This window comes from Burkholderia sp. Ac-20353 (genome assembly GCF_017104785.1).
Classification (GTDB): Bacteria; Pseudomonadota; Gammaproteobacteria; order Burkholderiales; family Burkholderiaceae; genus Burkholderia.
Genome location: NZ_JAAGPL010000019.1, coordinates 1 through 20,091, shown reverse-complemented (window position 1 = coordinate 20,091; position 20,091 = coordinate 1). Strand labels below are relative to the sequence as shown.

Sequence of the window (20,091 nt, the reverse complement as noted above, 5' to 3'; positions counted from 1 at the left end):
ACGATCGATGGGCATGGTGTCAGTGGTCGGCATCGGCCACGGGCGCCTGGGCAGCGGCGAGGCTCGGCCCGCCAGGCGACGCGTCCGGTCCGGCGTCGGCGCGGTCCGCCGGCTTGTCGGCGGTTCGCGATGCCGAATCTGCACGCTCGGCGGGCTTGTCGGCGATCACGCGAGGTGCACCGTCGTTCCGGTCACCGACCTTGTCCGCCACCGGCTTCGTGGCCCGCTCGGCCTTTTCCGCGCCATGGTCGACGTGCGCGGCGCGGATCGTGGCAACCGGGGCCGGAACAGCCCGCTCGCCCTGCTCCGCCGCGTCGCCCGCGGCCGACGGCGCCGGCACCGCCTTCGCTTCGGCACGCACCGTGGCGCGCTCCTTGCGCTCGGGCGAACGCAGATCGAGCGCCTCCTGCACGCCTTTCACGCCGGGCACGATTTCCGGCTCGACATGCTTGGCCGCACGCGCGTTTTTCGAACGCTTCGGCTTCGCGGCCGGCATCGGCGCGGCCGCCATCACCTCGTCGAGCGCCTTCTTCGCCGCGGCCTGCTCGGCCGCGCGGCGGCTTGCGCCGGAACCGGACACCTTGACGTCCAGCTTCGGCACCGTGCATTCGACCTCGAATTGCTGATTGTGCGCCGCACCATGCGTCGCGACGACCGTGTAGGTCGGCAGCGCGATCTTGTGCCCCTGCAGGTACTCCTGCAGCAGCGTCTTCGCATCCTTGCCGAGCGTGCGCGGATCGATGTGGTCGAGAATCGGCACGTAGAGCCGCTTGATGACCCCTTGGGCGGCTTCGAAGCCGCCATCGAGGAACACGGCCCCGATGATGGCTTCGAACGCGTCCGCGAGGATCGACGGCCGGCGGAAGCCGCCACTGCGCAACTCGCCTTCGCCGAGCCGCAGCCCATCGGAAATATTCAGGGCCTGAGCGATTTCGTACAGGGACTGCTGCTTGACGAGGTTCGCGCGCACGCGCGACAGGTCGCCTTCGTCCAGCTTGCTGAAACGCTGGAACAAAAGGGCGGCCACCGCGCAATTCAGAACGGAGTCGCCGAGAAACTCGAGCCGTTCGTTGTGCGTGGCACTGTGACTGCGATGGGTCAAAGCCTGGCGCAACAATTCCGCATTGCGAAATTCGTAGCGCAGCCGGCTTTCCAACTGGGATAGGGGCATGTGCAGGAGTATAACGCGGGCGCCGGTCGTGCCGAAACGACGCGACCGGCCCCGAAAAGGCGTGACGTGGCGGTGTTACCGCCGGTTCTTAAAGTCGTTCGGCAATACGCTTCGCGGCCCGTGCGTCGCGTATTGCGTGCGAGTCGAGCGCGATCAGTTGAACGAGCCGATGCGCTTCAGATCGCTGAAGTTCATCCAGATGAAGAACGCGCGGCCGACGACGTTCTTGTCCGGCACGAAACCCCAGTAGCGGCTGTCCGCACTGTTGTCGCGGTTGTCGCCCATCATGAAGTAGTGGCCGGCCGGCACCTTGCAGATCACGCCGCGGCTGTTGTACGTGCAATTATCGCGATACGGATAGTCGTACGCGCCCATCACGAACGGCGGCACGGCGGGATTGTTCAGGATCGCGTTCTTGCGGCCGTCGAGCGATTCCTCGAACTGCTTCGCATAGTTCTGGCGCTCGTCGTCGAAGAAGTCCGCGAGCGGCGTCTCGGCTACCGGCTTGCCGTTGATCGTCAGCTGCTTGTCCTGGTAAGCGACGGTATCGCCCGGCAGGCCGATCACGCGCTTGATGTAGTCGACCGACTCGTCCTTCGGATAGCGGAACACGACGACGTCGCCACGCTCGAGCGGACGGCCCTGCGTGATCTTCGCGTTCGTGATCGGCATGCGCAGGCCGTAGTCGAACTTGTTGACGAGGATGAAATCGCCGACGAGCAGCGTCGGCACCATCGAGCCCGACGGGATCTTGAACGGCTCGACGATGAACGAACGCACGACGAACACCGCGAGGATCACCGGGAAGAAGCTTGCGGTGTACTCGAGCCACCACGGCTGGCGCAGCTTCTCGTCGCGCAGCTTCGAACGGGTCTGCACCGCGTTCTCGTCGGCAAAACGCTTGTCGATACGCGACTGCTGCTGGTCGAACGCCTCGACCGCCGCATCGGCCGCCCGCCGGCGCTGCGGCAGGAACACCATCTTGTCGGCAACCCACGCCACGCCCGTCAGTGCGACGAGCACAAAAAGAATCAGCGCAAAATTCATAAAAGGATCAGTCCTGTTATTTGTCTTCGACGCGCAAGATCGCAAGGAACGCTTCCTGCGGGATCTCGACCGAACCCACCTGCTTCATCCGCTTCTTGCCTTCCTTCTGCTTCTCGAGCAGTTTCTTCTTACGCGTGATGTCGCCGCCGTAGCACTTCGCGAGCACGTTCTTGCGCAGCGCCTTGATGTTCTCGCGCGCGATGATGTGCGCGCCGATCGCGGCCTGGATCGCGACGTCGTACATCTGGCGCGGGATGATCTCGCGCATCTTCGCGGCGACTTCGCGGCCGCGGTACTGCGACTGCGAACGGTGCACGATGATCGACAGCGCGTCGACCTTGTCGCCGTTGATCAGCATGTCGACCTTCACGACGTCCGACGTGCGGTATTCCTTGAACTCGTAGTCCATCGACGCATAACCGCGCGACACCGACTTCAGGCGATCGAAGAAGTCGAGCACGATCTCGGCCATCGGGATCTCGTACGTGAGCTGCACCTGGCGGCCGTGGTACTGCATGTTGATCTGCGAGCCGCGCTTCTGTTCGCACAGCGTGATCACCGAGCCGACGTAGTCCTGCGGCATGTACAGGTTCACGGTGACGATCGGCTCGCGAATCTCGCCGATCTTCGCCGGTTCCGGCATCTTCGCCGGGTTCTCGACCCGGATCGTCGAACCGTCGCTCTGCACGACCTCGTAGACCACGGTCGGCGCGGTCGTGATCAGGTCCATGTCGAACTCGCGCTCGAGCCGCTCCTGCACGATTTCCATGTGCAGCAGGCCGAGGAAGCCGCAGCGGAAGCCGAAGCCGAGCGCCTGCGACACTTCCGGCTCGTACTGCAGCGACGCGTCGTTGAGCTTCAGCTTTTCCAGCGACTCGCGCAGCGCGTCGTACTGGTTCGCCTCGACCGGGTACAGGCCCGCGAACACCTGCGGCTTCACTTCCTTGAAGCCCGGCAGCGGCTCGGCGGCTGGCTTGGTCGCGTGCGTGACGGTATCGCCGACCTTCGCGGCGGTCAGTTCCTTGATGCCGGCGATGATGAAGCCCACCTGCCCGGCCGACAGCGATTCGAGGTTGCGCGACTTCGGCGTGAACACGCCGACGTGCTCGACCGGGTACTGCGCGCCGGTCGCCATCAGCTTGATCTTGTCCTTCGGACGCAGCGTGCCGTTGACGATGCGCACGAGCATCACGACGCCGACGTAGTTGTCGAACCACGAGTCGATGATCAGCGCCTGCAGCGGCGCGTCCGGATCGCCCTTCGGCGGCGGCACCTTCGCGATCAGCGATTCGAGCACGTCCTCGACGCCGACGCCCGTCTTCGCGCTGCAGCGCGTCGCGTCCATCGCGTCGATGCCGATCACGTCCTCGATCTCGGCGATCGCGTTCTCGGGGTTCGCGGCCGGCAGGTCGATCTTGTTCAGCACCGGTACGACTTCGACGCCCAGTTCGATCGCCGTGTAGCAGTTCGCGACCGTCTGCGCCTCGACGCCCTGGCTCGCGTCGACGACCAGCAGCGCGCCCTCGCACGCGGACAGCGAACGGCTGACTTCGTACGAGAAGTCGACGTGCCCCGGCGTGTCGATCAGGTTCAGGTTGTACACCTTGCCGTCGCGCGCACGATACGACAGCGCAGCCGTCTGCGCCTTGATCGTGATGCCGCGCTCACGCTCGATATCCATCGAGTCGAGCACCTGCGCTTCCATTTCACGGTCGGCGAGCCCGCCGCATACCTGGATGATGCGATCCGCGAGTGTCGACTTGCCATGGTCGATGTGCGCGATGATCGAGAAATTGCGAATATGATCCATTCAGTGCCGATCAAGCGAAAAAGGCGCGCTCGACGACCGCGGAGCACGCCTTGTAAGTCGGTGAAAAAACAGCCTATTTTAGCCGAAAAGCCCTCTGCCGGGCGGCCTTTTGGCAAACCGCCGCCGCCAGGCCTCAGCGTCGCGCGGCGAGCGCGCTCCGCACCAGGGTCTCGTCGAAGCGGTGGCGGCACACTTCGGTGCCGTCCAGCAGCAGCACGGGCACGTCCTCGTCATAGCGCGCAACGAGGGCCGCATCCGCGTCGATGTCGACATAATCGACCACCACGCCGAATTCGGCCGCCACCGGCGCCAGTGCGTCGCGCATGTCGTCGCACAGGTGGCACCAGCCGCGGCCGTAGAGCGTGAACACCGGCGCCCGCATTACTTCTGGCGCGGACGCACCGGGATGAACTGCGTGTTGTCGCCGCGCCGCACGAGCACCGCGACCGCCTTTTGCGGGTCGAGCTGCGCGGTGACGTCGGCGAACTGCTTCGCGCTCGTGATGTCGGTGTCGCCGATGCGCAGCACGACGTCGCCGCGCTGCAGGCCCGCACGCGCTGCCGGGCCGTCGACGTTGTCGACCTGCACGCCGTTCTTCAGTTTCAGCGATTTCAGCTGGTCGGCCGGAATGTCGCTGACCGCGAGGCCGAGCGCATTGCTCTGGCGCGGTTTCTGCGGCGCCTTTTTGGCCGTGTCGGCCTTCGCGGTCGTATCGGTCGGCGTTTCGGCGATCATGATCGGGAGATCGCGCGACTGACCCTTGCGCCATACGCTGATCGTCGCCTTCGCGCCCGGTTTCGTGTCGCCGACCATGCGCGGCAGGTCCGACGCCGTTTCGACCGGCTTGCCGTTGAACTTTAGGATGATGTCGCCCGGCTGCACGCCCGCCTTGTCGGCCGGCCCGCCCGGCTCGACGCTGCTGACCAGCGCGCCCTCCGCCTTCGGCAGCCCGATCGAGTCGGCCACGTCCTTCGTCACCTCGCCGATCGCGACCGCGATCCGGCCGCGCGTCACCTTGCCCGATGCCTTCAGCTGCTCGGCCACGCGCATCGCCTCGTCGATCGGGATCGCGAACGAAATGCCCATGAAACCGCCGGTGCGGCTGTAGATCTGCGAGTTGATGCCGATCACCTCGCCCTGCATGTTGATCAGCGGCCCGCCCGAGTTGCCGGGGTTCACGGCCACGTCGGTCTGGATGAACGGCAGGTAGTCGCCCGTGTTGCGCCCCTTCGCGCTGACGATGCCGGCCGTGACCGTGTTGTCGAGGCCGAACGGCGAGCCGATCGCGACGACCCACTCGCCCACGCGCACCTTGTTCGAATCGCCGATCGCGACGACCGGCAGGCTCGACGCCTGGATCTTGACGACCGCGACGTCGGTGCGATCGTCGACGCCGATCAGCTTCGCCTTGAACTCGCGCTTGTCGGTCAGCGTCACGTAGATCGTGTCCGCATCGTCGACGACGTGCGCATTGGTCATCACGTAGCCGTCTGCCGACAGGATGAAGCCCGAGCCGACGCCGCGGTTCTGCTCGGTGTCGGGCGGATTGTCAGGCGCCGGCGCGTTCTTCGGGTTGCCGGGCGCCTGCGGCAGCGGAATGCCGAAGAAGCGCCGGAAGAATTCCGACATGTCGCCGTTGTCGAAGCCCGGCGGGAACACGCCGCGCGGCCCCGACGGCACGTTGGCGGTCGTCCTGATGTTCACGACGGCCGGCCCCACCTTTTCGACGAGATCCGCGAAATCGGGCAGGTTCGCCCCGGGAGCCGCGACCGCGGTATGCGGCACGAGTGGCAGACAAGCCGCCACCGCCGCAACGGCCAGCCATTTGCGCAGCGTGAGTTTCATCATGTCGGAAACGGAAGCGTTACTTGGTAGGGTAGGCCCACCCTCCTTGCGGAGAGGGACCCCCCTTGGAACCGTACGTGCGAGTTTCCCCGCATACGGCTCGAGCCTACGAACAAAGTCCTAGCTATTGCTGGACCGGCTTAGTTACCGCGATTCTACCAATGTGCACCTGCTGGTGGCAGTGTTGGTGAAGCAGCACTCTGTTGGATAACGCGTCAGAACCGCCATGCATCCGGTACTCCAGATGATGGTCGTGCCAACCCGTCTCCTCCGTCAGAGCGCATCCGCAGTGCGCGCACATCCCGCCCTGCGTCATGTACAACGAGACCCACTGCCGCCGATAACGCATCGAATCCGCCATGCGTTCCTGCCGTAGTGACTCGCTGTACTGCTCCCATTCCGGATCAAAGGGATTGAAGTCCCCCTTCACCTTCTTATGCCGCTTGATCACCGTACCACTAATTGGGTACAGAGCAAGCAGCCCCTCACTGCCGTCATCTCGAACAGTGTGGACGGCAAATACCCACTTCCTGTCATCGACGGGATGGAAGTACTTCCTTCTCACCCAATCGGCGCTTTTCTGCGGATGTCGCCTCTTTGACCACCGCCAGAGCCTCCGGAACACCAGATACTCCATGCGGCTGTACGCCTGTTTGGCCACCACGGGGCTGTGATACTGCGCCCATCCCCGTAGCATCGGGTTCAGCTTTTGGATCAAATCCTTCTGCTTCACCGTCTTGTTGCCGCTGATTGTTTCCGCCACCTTGCGATAGAACGCTTTAGCGTTCTTCTTGCTCGGTTTGATGAGCAGTTTCCCCGAGTACTTCCGGAAATTCCACCCAAGGAAATCGAAACCGTCGTCAATATGAGCGATCCGTGTCTTTTCCTCGGAGAGCTGCAAGCCTCGTTGTGCAAGGAATGCTTCCACCCAAGGTCGAACTTCGTTTTCCAACACCTCTTGCGAGACGCCGGTGATCACGAAGTCGTCCGCGTACCGCACCACATTCACTTTCTGTTTCTGGGCCGTCCTTACTCCTAATGTCGCACGAAGGTGCTCCATCAGTTCTCGTTCCAGCCCGTTCAGCGTCACATTGGCCAACGTCGGGGAAATAATGCCTCCCTGCGGCGTACCGGCCTCCGTCACCTGTAGCTGGCCTTTGTAAATCAGGCCAGCCTTCAACCATTTCCGGAGGATCTCCTTGTCCATTGGGACATGGTTCGCCAGCCAGTCGTGGTTGATGTGGTCAAAGCACCCCTTGATGTCTGCTTCAAATACCCATTGGGCCGAGGCCTTCTTGGACAGAGAAACAAACAGTTGAGACATGGCGTCAGCCGTTGAACGATTTAGCCTGAACCCATACGAGTTCGGGTCGCTCTTCGATTCCGACACCGGCTCCAAGGCCAGCAGATACAAAGCCTGCATCGCTCTGTCCCGCATGGTCGGTATACCCAGAGGGCGTAACTTCCCATTGGCCTTGGGGATAAAGACTCTCCGTAATGGCAGAGGCTTGTATCCGCGCCGCTTCAACCTGCCGACAGCTTCCCATCGGCTCTCAGGCGAGTCCCATAGTTCGCGATCGACTCCAGCCGTTCGCGCACCCTGGTTCTGCGTAACACGTCGTACCGCATACAGCTTCGCGGACAACGTGCGGGTCAGCATCCTTTGCAGGGCTTTCACCCTGCGCCAGTCACCTTCCCGCGTCGCCTTCGCAATTCGAATCTGCATCCCTCTCACGTTCCGTTCCACTCGACGCCAATCTACGGCGTACCAGTTGTCCGGCGCGTGGGAAAGCGCAGATCCATCCTTTCGGACGGATACTTTCATGCTGCTCTCCTACCTTGGGGTGATCAGCCCTCCAGCAGTAGACACAGCTGCCCCAGCGGGGCAGATATGCCCCGCTGGGGAACCACTCTCGTTCTAGGTATGGGCACGTGCGTCCATACTTTGAACCGGTACTTGCAAACGGGCACAAGTGCCCGCGTTGCACCAAGTCAAAAAGGTCTGTCAGCCGTCTTGCGACGGTAGACCAGACGGAAGTCTGCCCGCTTTCGCGTGAGGTAATGTTTCAACCTCTATGCGGGCCATTACAGCCCGCCATTCGCTTTTTCCGTCCTCCCATACCCGCACAGCCAACAGTGTTCCTCACGGTCCACCTGCCAAGCCAACTTCTCTTGGCGGCTATACGGGCTTACCGCGTTCCCGGCATGTCACACGACTGACTTAGGCCCTGCCTCTCCCCCGGCGGCTTGACGACGACGTAACCCGAGACTCCAGCGAGTTATCCAGCCGCACACCTTTTGGTTGATGCCTGTCATCAGCTTTGGCATCGTAATACTGACGAGGTTTATCAGCAGTTCACTTACATTGGCCATATCAGTCAACCTAGCTCCTTGACCCCTTGCTGCTAGGGATCTCCAAGTAGTGATCTCACGATCACTACCTGCCCGAGACTTCCGGGGGCTACGTTGTCAGAGAAGCTTCACACCCCACCGTTACCAGTGGCGCATGTCCTCCTAGGTTACTGCTGGTCGCACAGCAGGTTCACTGCACTCACCCATTAACTGGTGAGGCCGAACAATGACACACCGAGCTTTCGCTCGACCAGATGAGTTCCCCGCATCCGGAAGCTACGGGGAAATTGCAAACACCAATCCGCCTTGTTAGCGGAGTTGAAGCCGCTAACTGGGCGGAACCTGACGGTAATCAGGCTAATGCAATGCGATAGGCGGTCAACTACAACCGCTTTTCGCCAATAGTGAGTTCCAGCGTACTGCTGCCAGTTCCCACTTTCACAGGGGTGACCATAGGTCACCAATAGGTCGGCTCATCGCCGACAGTCGATGCGACTCGCGTCGCACGAAGCCTTGTATTCTATGGCAGACGCGAACTGCTGCAACGTGGCCGGCGGCACTTCGCCGAGCACGGTGATCCAGTAGTCGCCGCGGCGCTTGACGAGCACGTGCGTCGCACCCGTGCTGCCCGCGCCTTCCTTGCGCGTGTTCTTCTCGGCAGGTTCGATGAAAACGGAGATCGTCGCAAGCCCGTCGGTGAAAACGGCCTGGTCGACCGGAATCGGCGGGTCGCCTGCGTCGCGCGCGGCCATCGGGCGCCGCACTTCGCGGATCTTCTGGAAGCCGGCAACGCTCGGCGCGAGCTGCCAGCCCTGCGCCTCCATGTCGACCGGCGACACGGGCGGTCGCACGACCGTCCAGCCGTTCAGGTTCTTCATGCCCGCCGCGATCGCGCTCTTGTCGCCCGCGCCTGCGCCACCCACCTGCAGTTGCGAGAACGCGATCTGCTCGAGCACGTGGTCGCTCGCGTCGAGCGTCTGCGAGCGCAGCAGCAGGCCCGTGCGGGCGTCGGCCCACAGCTTGTACGTGAAACGGTACGCATCCTTCGGCACCAGTTCGACGACTTGCGCGTCAAGCCCCGCCACGCGGTCCTTGCCGAGCAGCTTCGCGTCGTAGACCGACATTACGTGCTCGCCGCTCGCGCCGAGCAACGCAGGGAACGAATCGCGGGCCTGGCGGCGCTCGACGACGCACAGCTTGCGCTCGGGCACGAACGTGTACAGCTCGTCGTTGTGTCGCAGCAGCTTGCGCGGCTTGCCGTCGAGGCTCTCGATCCGCTCGAATTCGCCGTCGCGGGACGCGTAATGCACGATCCGCGACGATTGCACGAACCCGCCGCGCTGGTAGACGAACGTGCCGTCGTAGCTCTGTTGCTGCGCCGCCTGCTGGATGCGGTCGAGCCACTCCGCGGCACCCTTGCGGGTCGCGACGGGATCGTCCGGCTGCTGGGCGTTGGCTTGAAGGGATTGAACGGACAACAGAGCGGCTGCGCAAAGCAGGAGGGCCGGCAGCCGCATCCATCCGTAGATGGCGTGATTCAACCGCAAAGTCCGCATCGGGTTTATTGGCCTGGCGTCGTGGTCACGGCAGCGCGGATCAGCGGCATCGAGCCCGTGACGACGGGCTGCTGCGCGAATTGCTGGTGCGCTTCAAGGTATTGATCGAGACTCGCGTCGCGAATGATGTTGGCGTCGGCCAGCCCCGGCTGCGACGGCGCCTGCGCGACCGTCACGCGCTGCAGGTTGCCCTGCTGCTGCGCCGATACCGATGCGACCTGGACGCCCGGCGCGCTGGCCGTCTGCATCTGCGGGACGACGATCCACGTCAGCGTCGCGGCCGCGGCTGCCACGGCGAACGCCGGCACGACACGCCGGCGCAGCGACAGCAGCTTGCGGGTGACCGGCGCGGCGGCCGGCGCGAGCAGATGCGGCTCGGCCTCGAGGCAGGCCGACATGCGTGCGGTGAACGACGCGCTCAGCACCGGCGACAGCGCGAGTTCGTCCGAGCGCAACGCATCGCCGATCAGGTGGTAATGAGCCCACGCAGCGCGATCCGCGCGTTCGAACCCAGCCAGAAACTGCCCGTGATCCGAGCCGTCGAACGTTTCGCCGTCGACCAGAGCGGAAAGGCGTTCGCTGCGCGAGCACGCCTGCGACTGCGTATTGACCGACCCCATGATGCTCCCCATCTTGCACACCCCGTCGTGAATGCACGACTCTATCCGTAACTAGACCCCGACCCGCTCCGTTCCCCGAAGCGCTTACCAGCGCTTGCCTTCCGGGGTATCGAGTAGCGGACGCAATTTTGCAGCGATTGCCTCGCGAGCCCGGAAAATCCGCGAGCGGACCGTCCCGATCGGGCAGCCCATCATTTCCGCGATTTCCTCGTAGCTCAGCCCTTCGATCTCGCGCAGCGTGATGGCCTGGCGCAGCTCTTCGGGCAAGACGGCCATTGCAGCGTTGACCGTCTCCGCAATCTGCTTGCTCATCAACATCGACTCAGGCGTGTTGATATCCCTTAGTTGGTCTGCGTCGGAGAAAGTTTCCGCTTCCTCGGCATCCGCCTCGGTCGAGGTCGGCGCCCGGCGGCCTTGCGTCGCAAGGTAGTTCTTCGCCGTATTCACGGCAATCCGGTACAACCACGTGTAGAACGCGGACTCGCCGCGGAACTGCGGCAGCGCGCGGTAGGCCTTGATGAACGCGTCCTGGGCCACATCCTCGACCTCGGCGGGATCCCGCACGAGGCGCGAGATCAGCCGAATGATCTTGCGGTGGTATTTGGAGACCAGGAGTTCGAACGCCGCCTTGTCGCCTTTCTGTACGCGCTCGACCAGAACCTGATCGATTTCTTTTTCACTCACCTGACAAATCCGTTAACTAGGGATGCAACGCGGAGCAATATTGTAGCGTCCCCGCGCCGGGCGCTGGTTACGGTCCGTAACCACACCGCCGCCATGCGCGCCATACGCCGCCATCATGCACGACCGGCCGCGCCCGCGGTCCGCGCGAGCACGGACAGCCCGCTGAACGACGCCGCATCGAGCGCGTCGGCCGGAATCAGCAGCGGGCGCGCCCCGCGCCCCTTCGGCCCCTTCGACCCGTCCGGCCCGACCGACAGCACGAGCAGCAGGCTGCTCCAGTGTGCATGGCCCGTCACGCGGCCGCGCGCGAGCAACCGCCCGGTGCGGCCAAACGCCGCAACCTCCCCGAACGCGTCGATCTGCAACTCGGCCGGCAGCCGCCGCGCACAGGCGCGCGCAGCGCCACAGGCCAGCAGCACCGCCACCGCGATCGCACCGGCAACACCGGCCGCCACGCCGGCCCGCGGCGCGAGAAACAGATGCACCGCGCACGCAGCCGACGCGACGAAAACGGCGAGCACCAGATACGACACGGCCGAGGCCCGCAGCATGATCCGCTGCGGGCACCCGGCCGGATTAACGAACGGACTCGTCAAGCGATCCCGCGTCAGACGCGCTTGAACACCAGCGTGCCGTTGGTACCGCCGAAGCCGAAGTTGTTCTTCACGGCCACGTCGATCTTCATGTCACGCGCGGTGTTCGCGCAGTAATCGAGATCGCACTCGGGGTCCTGGTTGAAGATGTTGATGGTCGGCGGCGACACGCTGTTGTGCAGCGCCAGCACCGTGAACACCGATTCGAGGCCGCCCGCGCCGCCCAGCAGGTGGCCCGTCATCGACTTCGTCGAGTTCACGACGAGCTTGTACGCGTGCTCGCCGAAGGCCGCCTTCACCGCGTCGGACTCGTTCTTGTCGCCCAGCGGCGTCGACGTGCCATGCGCGTTCAGGTACTGCACTTCGTCCGGGTTCACGCCGGCGTCGCGCAGCGCCGCGACCATGCAACGGCGCGGGCCGTCCATGTTCGGCGCGGTCATGTGGTACGCGTCGCCCGTCATGCCGAAGCCCGAGACTTCCGCATAGATCTTCGCGCCGCGCGCCTTCGCCGCTTCGTACTCTTCGAGCACCATCACGCCCGCGCCCTCGCCCAGCACGAAGCCGTCGCGGTCCTTGTCCCACGGACGCGACGCCGTGGCCGGATCGTCGTTGCGGGTCGACAGCGCACGCGCCGCCGCGAAGCCGCCGATGCCGAGCGGCGACACCGTCGATTCCGCGCCGCCCGCCACCATCACGTCGGCATCGCCGGCCTGGATCAGGCGCGCGGCGAGGCCGATGCTGTGCAGGCCGGTCGTGCAGGCCGTGACGGCCGCGAGGTTCGGGCCCTTCAGGCCGAACATGATGCTCAGGTGGCCCGAGATCATGTTGATGATCGAACCCGGCACGAAGAACGGCGAAATCCGGCGCGCGCCGCGCTCCGTATACGTCGCGTGCGTGTCTTCGATCATCGGCAGGCCGCCGATGCCGGAACCGACCATCACGCCGATGCGTTCCGCATTGGCTTCGGTCACTTCCAGCCCGCTGTCCTTGAACGCCTGGATGCCGGCGGCGATGCCGTAATGGATGAAGGTATCCATGTTGCGCGCTTCCTTCGCCGGGATGTACTCCTCGGCGCTGAAGCCCTTCACCTCGCCTGCGAAATGCACGGCCAGGTTCGACGCATCGAATTTGGTGACGGTGGCGATGCCGGACTTGCCGGCGACGAGATTGGCCCAGCCGTCGGCAACATTATTGCCAACAGGCGAAATCAGCCCCAGGCCTGTAACGACAACACGACGGCGGCTCACGGTAACCTCTTTTCCATTGGATGACAAAAACAAAAGCCACAGTGGCCACAGGATTCAGCCCTGCGAGCCCTGTGGCTGTTAGCCCGTCCGGCGAGGATGCCGGCAGGATGGCGCGTCAAATGCGGCCAGGCGAAAAGCGCGGACGGCGCTTACGCCTTGACGTTTGCGCGAGCGTAATCGATCGCTTGCTGAACCGTCGTGATCTTCTCTGCTTCTTCGTCCGGGATTTCCATGCCGAACTCGTCTTCCAGTGCCATCACCAGTTCAACCGTGTCGAGCGAGTCGGCGCCCAGGTCGTTCACGAACGAAGCTTCGTTCTTGATCTCGGCTTCCGCGACGCCCAGTTGTTCAGCGACGATCTTCTTGACACGTTGTTCGATATTGTCCATTGCCCCTCCGAGGGAAAGTTCAAAATTACAAGTGCGCGCATTTTATCAGGTTTGCTGCCGCCAAAAACGCGCGTTGGCTTGATGGTCGATCAAGCGCCGAATCCGCCAGAAACCGGATACGGCGCGGATGGTAAACGAAAATGCTTACGACATGTACATGCCGCCGTTCACGTGCAGCGTCGTGCCGGTGATATAACCGGCCTGCGGCGATGCGAGGAACGCGACGGCATGGGCGATGTCTTCCGGGCTGCCGAGGCGGCCGAGCGGAATCTGGGTCTTGAGCGCGGTCTGCTGCTCTTCCGGCAGCGTCTTCGTCATGTCGGTGTCGATGAAGCCCGGCGCGACGCAGTTGACCGTGATGCCGCGGCTGCCGATCTCGCGCGCGAGCGCGCGGGTCATGCCGGCGACGCCGGCCTTCGCGGCCGCGTAGTTCACCTGGCCCGGGTTGCCGGCCGAGCCGACCACCGACGTGATGTTGATGATGCGGCCGCCGCGCGCCTTCATCATCGGGCGCAGCACTGCGCGCGACAGGCGGAACACCGACTTCAGGTTGGTGTCGATCACCGCGTCCCAGTCCTCGTCCTTCATCCGCATCGCGAGCTGGTCCTGCGTGATGCCCGCGTTGTTGACGAGCACGTTGAGCGCGCCGAATTCCTTGACCGTCGCGTCGATCAGCGCCTCGGCAGCCGCCGCGTCGTTCACGTTCAGCACCGCGCCGCGGCCCGCAACGCCCGCTTCCGCGAACGCTGCCGAGATCGCGGCCGCGCCCGATTCGCTCGTCGCCGTACCGATCACCGTCGCGCCCTGGCGCGCCAGCTCGAGCGCAATCGCCCGGCCGATGCCGCGCGACGCGCCGGTTACGATCGCAACCTGTTTATCGAGAGTCTTTTCCATGAATCGAAAGTCCGTTTCTTCGGGAAAGGCGCCGCGTCAGGCGGTCGCCAGCTTGAGCGCTTCGTCGAGCGACGCCGGATCGAACACCGACGCACCCGTCAGGTTGCCGTCGATGCGCTTCGTGAGGCCTGCGAGCACCTTGCCGGGGCCGCATTCGATCACGTGCGTGACGCCCGTGCCGGCAATGTGCTGCACGCATTCGACCCAGCGCACGGGGCCTGCCGCCTGGCGCACCAGCGCATCCTTGATCGCGGCCGGATCGCTGACCACCGCGACGTCGATGTTGTTGACGACCGGAATCTGCGGCGCTTTCACGTCGACGTTCGCGAGGTAGTCGCGCAGCTGGTCCGACGCCGGCTTCAGCAGCGACGAGTGGAATGGCGCCGACACCGGCAGCGGCAGCGCGCGCTTCGCGCCCTTCGCCTTTGCGATTTCACAGGCCTTCTCGACGGCCGCCTTCGCGCCTGCGATCACGACCTGCGCAGGCGCGTTGAAGTTCACCGCTTCCACGACGCCTTCGGCCGATGCTTCCGCGCACACTGCGCGCACCGTGTCGTCGTCGAGGCCGAGGATCGCGGCCATGCCGCCCTGGCCGACCGGTACCGCGGTCTGCATCGCCTGCGCGCGGAAGCGCACGAGCGGCACCGCGTCCTTGAACGCGATCGCGCCAGCGGCGACGAGCGCCGTGTATTCGCCGAGGCTGTGGCCGGCGACGATCGACGGCACCGGGCCGCCCGCCTGCTGCCATGCGCGATAGCACGCGTACGCGGCCGTCAGCATCACGGGCTGGGTGTTGGTGGTGAGATTCAGTTCTTCAGCCGGACCTTCGGCGATCAGCTTGCCGAGATCCTGGTTGAGCGCATCGGACGCTTCCTGGAGCGTTTCGCGCACGACAGCCAGATCGGCGAATGCGTTGAGCATGCCGACCGACTGCGAGCCCTGCCCCGGAAAAACGAACGCAAATTTCATATCGTCCCCAATTGAATCGATTCGGACGGCGCGCACGAACGGCGCGCCGGTTGGGAGCGCGCGCAGCAGTAGTCGCGCGCAGGGATCAGAAGCGGAAGACCGACGCGCCCCACGTGAAGCCGCCGCCCACACCCTCGATCAGCACATGCTGGCCGCGCTTGATGCGGCCGTCGCGCACCGCGACGTCGAGCGCGAGCGGGATCGACGCGGCCGACGTGTTGCCGTGCTCGGCAACCGTCACGACCATGCGCTCCTGCGGCAGGCCGAGCTTGCGGCAGGTGCTCGTCATGATGCGGATGTTGGCCTGGTGCGGGATCAGCCAGTCGATCTGCTCGGGTGCGAGGTTCGCCTTCGCGAGCGCCTCGACCGCGACCTTCTCGAGCACGTTGACCGCGAGCTTGAACACGGCCTGGCCATCCATCTGAAGGAATGCGCTGCCTTCGATCACGCCGCGATTGACGTTGCCCGGCGTGCACAGGATGTTCGAGTAGCTGCCGTCCGCATGCAGCGCGCTGCCGAGCACGCCCGGCTCTTCGGATGCGGACAGGATCACCGCGCCCGCGCCGTCGCCGAACAGCACGCAGGTCGTGCGGTCGGTGAAGTCGAGGATGCGCGAGAACGTCTCCGCGCCGACGACGAGCGCCGTGCGGTGCTGGCCGCTGCGGATGAAGCTGTCGGCCGTCGCCACCGCATAGGCGAACCCGGAGCACACGGCCTGCACGTCGAACGCGGCGCCGCCGTTCTTGATGCCGAGCTTGTTCTGCAGCAGGCACGCGGTGCTCGGGAACACGAAATCGGGGGTCGAAGTCGCGACGATGATCAGGTCGATCGACTGCGGATCGATGTCGGCCGCCTCGATCGCGCGGCGCGACGCTTCGAGCGCGAGGTCGCTCGTCGTGACGTCCGGTGCGGCGAAGTGACGCGCATGGATACCCGTGCGCGCAACGATCCACTCGTCGCTCGTCTCGATGCCGTCCTTCGCGAGACGATCGGCCAGCTGCTGGTTCGTGACGCGGTCGGGCGGCAGGAAGCTGCCCGTGCCGAGCACGCGGGAATAGAGAGTCGATTGGGCCATTTATGCCTTAGAGGATAGCGCAGCGGAAGGCTCGGCGTGCTGGCCAGCGGCGGGACTCGCCTGGCCTGCGCCGGTCGCATCGTGCCCGGCGTCGCCGAGCGATCCGGAATTATCCGCCATCGCGCGCGCGAGGCGCTCCAGGACGCCATTTTTGACGGCATCATACCCGCGTTTGATCGCCCACTCAAACGCGTAGGCGTCCGCCGAACCGTGGCTCTTGATCACGAGGCTCTTCAGACCCAGCAACGCCGCGCCGTTGTACTGGCGGTGGTCGACGCGCCTCTTGAAGCGCAGCAGAACCGGCAGCGCGAGGAAGGCCATCAGCTTCGACAGCAGCGAGCGGCCGAACTCTTCACGGATGATGTCGGACAGCATCTGCGCGAGCCCTTCGGACGTCTTCAGCGCGACGTTGCCGACGAAGCCGTCGCAGACGATCACGTCGACGGTGCCCTTGTAGATGTCGTTGCCCTCGACGTTGCCGCGGAAATTGAGCGTGCTGGCACGCAGCAGTTCACCCGCGCGCTTGATCGTGTCGTTGCCCTTGATGACTTCCTCGCCGATGTTCAGGAGGCCGATCGTCGGCCGTTCCTTGCCTTCGAGCGCGGCCACGAGCGCGTGCCCCATCTCGGCGAACTGCAGCAGGTGCTGCGGCTCGCAGTCGACGTTCGCGCCGAGGTCCAGCATCATCGTGTAGCCGGTCGGATTCGGCAGCGCGAACGCGATCGCGGGCCGCTCGATGCCGGGCAGCGTCTTCAGCACGTAACGGGAAACGGCCATCAGCGCGCCGGTGTTGCCGGCGGAGATGCAGGCCTGGGCCTCGCCTTCCTTCACGTGATTGAGGGCGACGCGCATCGAAGAATCCTTCTTCTTGCGCAACGCCACTTCGACGGGATCGTCCATCGCCACGACTTCGGTGGCGGGCACGATGGTCAGCGCAGGGTCGTCGAGCGCCTTGCACTTCTTGAGCTGCGCACGGATCGCACTCTCGATGCCCACGAGCATCAGGTGCGCATCGGGATGTGCGCGAACGAACTTGACTGCCGCGGGAACGGTCACGGACGGGCCGTGGTCGCCTCCCATGCAATCGATTGTGAGCTTTACTGTCATGGAATGCGACGAATTTCAGGCACAAAAAAGCGGCAGTTGAATGCCGCCTTTTTGTCGAGCCAGGAAAGTGTCAAGCGAACCAGTTGTCACGCGCACGGCGAGCGTAGCGCGCAACGCGTGACTTGACGCTTAGTCGTTCTTCGTCTTGACGACTTTCTTGCCGCGGTAGTAGCCGTTCGGGCTGACGTGGTGACGCAGGTGCACTTCACCCGTGCTCGGCTCGACTGCCAGCGGCGCTGCCGTCAGGAAATCGTGCGAACGATGCATGCCGCGCTTCGACGGCGACTTCTTGTTTTGCTGGACTGCCATGACTAACTCCTAAATAATTTTCCGGATTCTAACACAGCCCGATCCGGCGCTTAACTACCCTGGCCCACGGCCCTTACGCCTTCCCGCGCCACACTGCTCAGTGATTCTTGTTGCCGTCCCCGCCCTTCTTCAGCGCTTCGAGCGCTGCGAACGGATTCGGCTGTTTGCCTTCGTCCCCGCCTTCTTCGGACGCTTCGTCCGATTCTTCCGAGGGACCGCTCGCACCCGACACGAGGCTTTCGTGAACCGCCGGGCAAACCTCGTGCTTGGGCACGAGCGGCAGCGAAAGCAGCAACTCCTCCTCGATCAAGTCGACGAGATCGAACTGGCGCGAGCCCACGATCACATCGGCTTCATCGTCGTCGAGCGGAAATTCTTCAGCTTCTTCTTCGGTCGCAACGACCCGGTACGTCATGTCGATGTCGAACGCCTGATCGCACGGGGTCATGCAGCGCTGACACGTGAGCCACGCATGGCCGTGCACCGCGACGCGCAGATACGGCTGCTGCCCGTCGGAGCCATCGTCCTGCAGCTCCTTCTGGGTGAACCCTTCCGCCTGCCACGTAAACACCGTGTCGCGATCTGGCGCGTCTGCCGGCACTTCGTTTAACATGCGCGGCAACTGCGAAAGGTGCACCGCACCCGATGCCTGCCGGCCGCTGCGAGCGAATTCGAACAGGTCGATCGCGTGCGGATCGAGCGAAACCGCAGGTTTGCCAGAAGAGGGATTCATGTGCGCTCCTGCTAGTCGATCCGGCCCGACGCCGTGAACTTCCGAAGACTCGGCGGGTGCCTCACAGGAACCCACCGATGAAAAGCGCAAAAGCATAACCGTTTTATCTTTTACAGTCAATCACTTAAGCTGGCGCCCGCGCGGCGCCTCGCAACCACCGATCCAACCGACCATGCCGGACACCCTTTGCCGCCCGCCGCGGCTCATTCTCGCCTCCAGTTCCCGTTACCGCCGCACGCTGCTCGAGCGCCTCGGCGTGCCGTTCGACGTCGTGTCGCCCGACGTCGACGAAACGCCGCTGCCCGGCGAAACGCCTGCCGCGACTGCGTTGCGCCTCGCCGGCGCGAAGGCGCGCGCCGTCGCCGCGACGATCGATGCGCCTGACGGTGTGCTCGTGATCGGCTCCGACCAGGTCGCGACCTTCGACGGCCTGCAGATCGGCAAGCCCGGCACCCACGAGCGCGCGCTCGCGCAGCTCGTCGCGATGCAGGGGCGCGACGTCGAATTCCACAGCGCGCTCTGCCTGTACGACAGCCGGACCGACGAAACGCAGACCGAGGACATCGTGACGCGCGTGCGCTTCCGCACGCTGCCGGAGGCCGAACTCGACGCGTACCTGCACGCGGAAACGCCTTACGACGTCGCGGGCAGTGCGAAATCCGAGGGGCTCGGCATCGCGCTGCTCGACGCGATCGACTCGGACGACCCGACCGCGCTCGTCGGCCTGCCGCTGATCGCACTGACGCGGATGCTGCGCACCGCCGGCTACCCGCTCCTTACCGTCAGTGGCGCCCGCGGAGGTCGCGCATGACGGCCGGCACGCTCTATCTGGTACCGAATACGCTCGGCGACGGCGACGCGTCGATGCTGGCCGCGGTCCTGCCCGCCGCCGTGCAGGCACGCGCCGGCACGCTCGGCTACTACATCGGCGAGAACGCGAAGACCACGCGCGTGTTCCTGAAGAAGATCGGCACGACACGACCGATCCAGGAGATCGAGATCCGCGAGCTGAACGTGAACACGCCGGCCGGCGAGATCGACCGGCTGCTCGCGCCGATCCTGGCCGGCGCGGACGCCGGGCTCGTGTCCGAGGCCGGCTGCCCGGCCGTCGCCGATCCCGGCGCGCTACTGGTGCGCCGCGCGCACGAGCGCGGCGTGAAGGTCGTGCCGCTCGTCGGACCGAGTTCGATCCTGCTCGCGCTGATGGCGTCCGGGCTGAACGGCCAGAGCTTCGCGTTCAACGGCTACCTGCCGGTCGACGCGGCCGCGCGCGCGAAACGGCTGCGCGAGCTCGAGCAGCTGTCGCGCAAGGCGCGCCAGACGCAGATCTTCATCGAGACGCCATACCGCAATCACGCGATGCTCGACACGCTCGTCGCGACCTGCGCGCCGTCGACGCTGATCTGCGTCGCGGCCGACCTGACGCTCGCGACCGAGACGATCGCGAGCCGCACCGTGGCGGATTGGAAAAAGGCGCCGGTGCCGGATCTGCACAAGCGCCCTGCGATCTTCCTGCTGCTCGCGAACTGACGGCGGAACCGGGCTCCGGGCGCGTGGCTTGGCGCTTGGCGCTTGGCGCTTGGCGCTTGGCGCTTGGCGCTTGGCGCTTGGCGCTTGGCGCTTGGCGCTTGGCGCTTGGCGCTTGGCGCTTGGCGCTTGGCGCTTGGCGCTTGGCGCTTGGCGCTTGGCG

20 protein-coding genes are annotated in these 20,091 nt (G+C 64.7%); 2 read left to right on the top strand and 18 right to left on the bottom strand.

The annotated features are described in order from the left end of the window. Nucleotides 1-19: 19 nt before the first annotated feature. From rnc to G3N94_RS09315, 18 genes are all read right to left on the bottom strand, one after another. Nucleotides 20-1,171, bottom strand: a complete 1,152-nt coding sequence (gene rnc, locus G3N94_RS09400) for a ribonuclease III (protein WP_205792109.1) — start codon at nt 1,169-1,171, stop codon at nt 20-22. 153 nt (nt 1,172-1,324) lie between these two features. Continuing rightward, nucleotides 1,325-2,218 (bottom strand): signal peptidase I, encoded by an 894-nt coding sequence (lepB, locus tag G3N94_RS09395; protein WP_205792108.1) that lies wholly within the window; start codon nt 2,216-2,218, stop codon nt 1,325-1,327. Nucleotides 2,219-2,234: 16 nt separating this feature from the next. Further along, nucleotides 2,235-4,028 carry a translation elongation factor 4 gene (gene lepA, locus G3N94_RS09390; protein ID WP_205792107.1) on the bottom strand — a complete coding sequence of 598 codons (1,794 nt, stop codon included), beginning with the start codon at nt 4,026-4,028 and terminating at the stop codon, nt 2,235-2,237. Nucleotides 4,029-4,161: 133 nt separating this feature from the next. Beyond that, entirely contained in the window at nt 4,162-4,410 is a 249-nt protein-coding gene (locus G3N94_RS09385; protein ID WP_205792106.1) for a glutaredoxin family protein, read from the bottom strand. Further along, a complete protein-coding gene (locus G3N94_RS09380; RefSeq protein ID WP_205792105.1) occupies nt 4,410-5,876 on the bottom strand; it encodes a DegQ family serine endoprotease in 1,467 nt (488 codons plus the stop codon). The genes G3N94_RS09385 and G3N94_RS09380 overlap by 1 nt, the downstream gene beginning before the upstream one ends. 121 nt (nt 5,877-5,997) lie before the next feature. Further along, nucleotides 5,998-7,698 (bottom strand): group II intron reverse transcriptase/maturase, encoded by a 1,701-nt coding sequence (gene ltrA, locus G3N94_RS09375; RefSeq protein ID WP_205792104.1) that lies wholly within the window; start codon nt 7,696-7,698, stop codon nt 5,998-6,000. Between the two features lie 1,000 nt (nt 7,699-8,698). Continuing rightward, a complete protein-coding gene (locus G3N94_RS09370) occupies nt 8,699-9,781 on the bottom strand; it encodes a MucB/RseB C-terminal domain-containing protein (RefSeq protein WP_205792103.1) in 1,083 nt (360 codons plus the stop codon). A gap of 5 nt (nt 9,782-9,786) precedes the next feature. Next, nucleotides 9,787-10,401 carry a sigma-E factor negative regulatory protein gene (locus G3N94_RS09365; RefSeq protein WP_205792102.1) on the bottom strand — a complete coding sequence of 205 codons (615 nt, stop codon included), beginning with the start codon at nt 10,399-10,401 and terminating at the stop codon, nt 9,787-9,789. Nucleotides 10,402-10,485: 84 nt separating this feature from the next. After that, complete coding sequence (gene rpoE / locus G3N94_RS09360; protein ID WP_010091835.1) at nt 10,486-11,085, bottom strand: RNA polymerase sigma factor RpoE; 600 nt, start codon at nt 11,083-11,085, stop codon at nt 10,486-10,488. A 113-nt stretch (nt 11,086-11,198) separates the two neighbouring features. Beyond that, complete coding sequence (locus tag G3N94_RS09355) at nt 11,199-11,681, bottom strand: hypothetical protein (protein WP_205792101.1); 483 nt, start codon at nt 11,679-11,681, stop codon at nt 11,199-11,201. Nucleotides 11,682-11,692: 11 nt separating this feature from the next. Continuing rightward, a complete protein-coding gene (gene fabF, locus G3N94_RS09350; protein ID WP_205792100.1) occupies nt 11,693-12,925 on the bottom strand; it encodes a beta-ketoacyl-ACP synthase II in 1,233 nt (410 codons plus the stop codon). A gap of 149 nt (nt 12,926-13,074) precedes the next feature. After that, a complete protein-coding gene (acpP, locus tag G3N94_RS09345) occupies nt 13,075-13,314 on the bottom strand; it encodes an acyl carrier protein (RefSeq protein ID WP_004197638.1) in 240 nt (79 codons plus the stop codon). Between the two features lie 144 nt (nt 13,315-13,458). Next, entirely contained in the window at nt 13,459-14,208 is a 750-nt protein-coding gene (gene fabG / locus G3N94_RS09340; RefSeq protein ID WP_205792099.1) for a 3-oxoacyl-ACP reductase FabG, read from the bottom strand. A 36-nt stretch (nt 14,209-14,244) separates the two neighbouring features. Further along, on the bottom strand, nt 14,245-15,177 hold the full coding sequence (gene fabD / locus G3N94_RS09335; protein WP_205792098.1) for an ACP S-malonyltransferase: 933 nt from the start codon (nt 15,175-15,177) through the stop codon (nt 14,245-14,247). An 85-nt stretch (nt 15,178-15,262) separates the two neighbouring features. Continuing rightward, nucleotides 15,263-16,252, bottom strand: coding sequence for a beta-ketoacyl-ACP synthase III (locus G3N94_RS09330; protein WP_205792097.1), 990 nt, complete (start codon nt 16,250-16,252; stop codon nt 15,263-15,265). Continuing rightward, on the bottom strand, nt 16,253-17,359 hold the full coding sequence (gene plsX / locus G3N94_RS09325) for a phosphate acyltransferase PlsX (protein WP_205792096.1): 1,107 nt from the start codon (nt 17,357-17,359) through the stop codon (nt 16,253-16,255). Between the two features lie 129 nt (nt 17,360-17,488). After that, entirely contained in the window at nt 17,489-17,668 is a 180-nt protein-coding gene (gene rpmF, locus G3N94_RS09320; protein WP_006051932.1) for a 50S ribosomal protein L32, read from the bottom strand. A gap of 97 nt (nt 17,669-17,765) precedes the next feature. Continuing rightward, a complete protein-coding gene (locus tag G3N94_RS09315; protein WP_205792156.1) occupies nt 17,766-18,401 on the bottom strand; it encodes a DUF177 domain-containing protein in 636 nt (211 codons plus the stop codon). Nucleotides 18,402-18,573: 172 nt separating this feature from the next. Here G3N94_RS09315 and G3N94_RS09310 point away from each other — a divergent pair, with 172 nt between their 5' ends. Together G3N94_RS09310 and G3N94_RS09305 are read left to right on the top strand one after the other, a co-directional pair. Next, the gene (locus G3N94_RS09310) at nt 18,574-19,212 is read left to right on the top strand and encodes a Maf-like protein (RefSeq protein ID WP_205792095.1); all 639 of its coding nucleotides are present in this window, start codon (nt 18,574-18,576) and stop codon (nt 19,210-19,212) included. After that, nucleotides 19,209-19,931: an SAM-dependent methyltransferase gene (locus G3N94_RS09305; RefSeq protein WP_205792094.1), complete on the top strand. Its 723-nt coding sequence runs from the start codon at nt 19,209-19,211 to the stop codon at nt 19,929-19,931. Before G3N94_RS09310 ends, G3N94_RS09305 begins: the two co-directional genes overlap by 4 nt. Nucleotides 19,932-20,091: the final 160 nt, after the last annotated feature.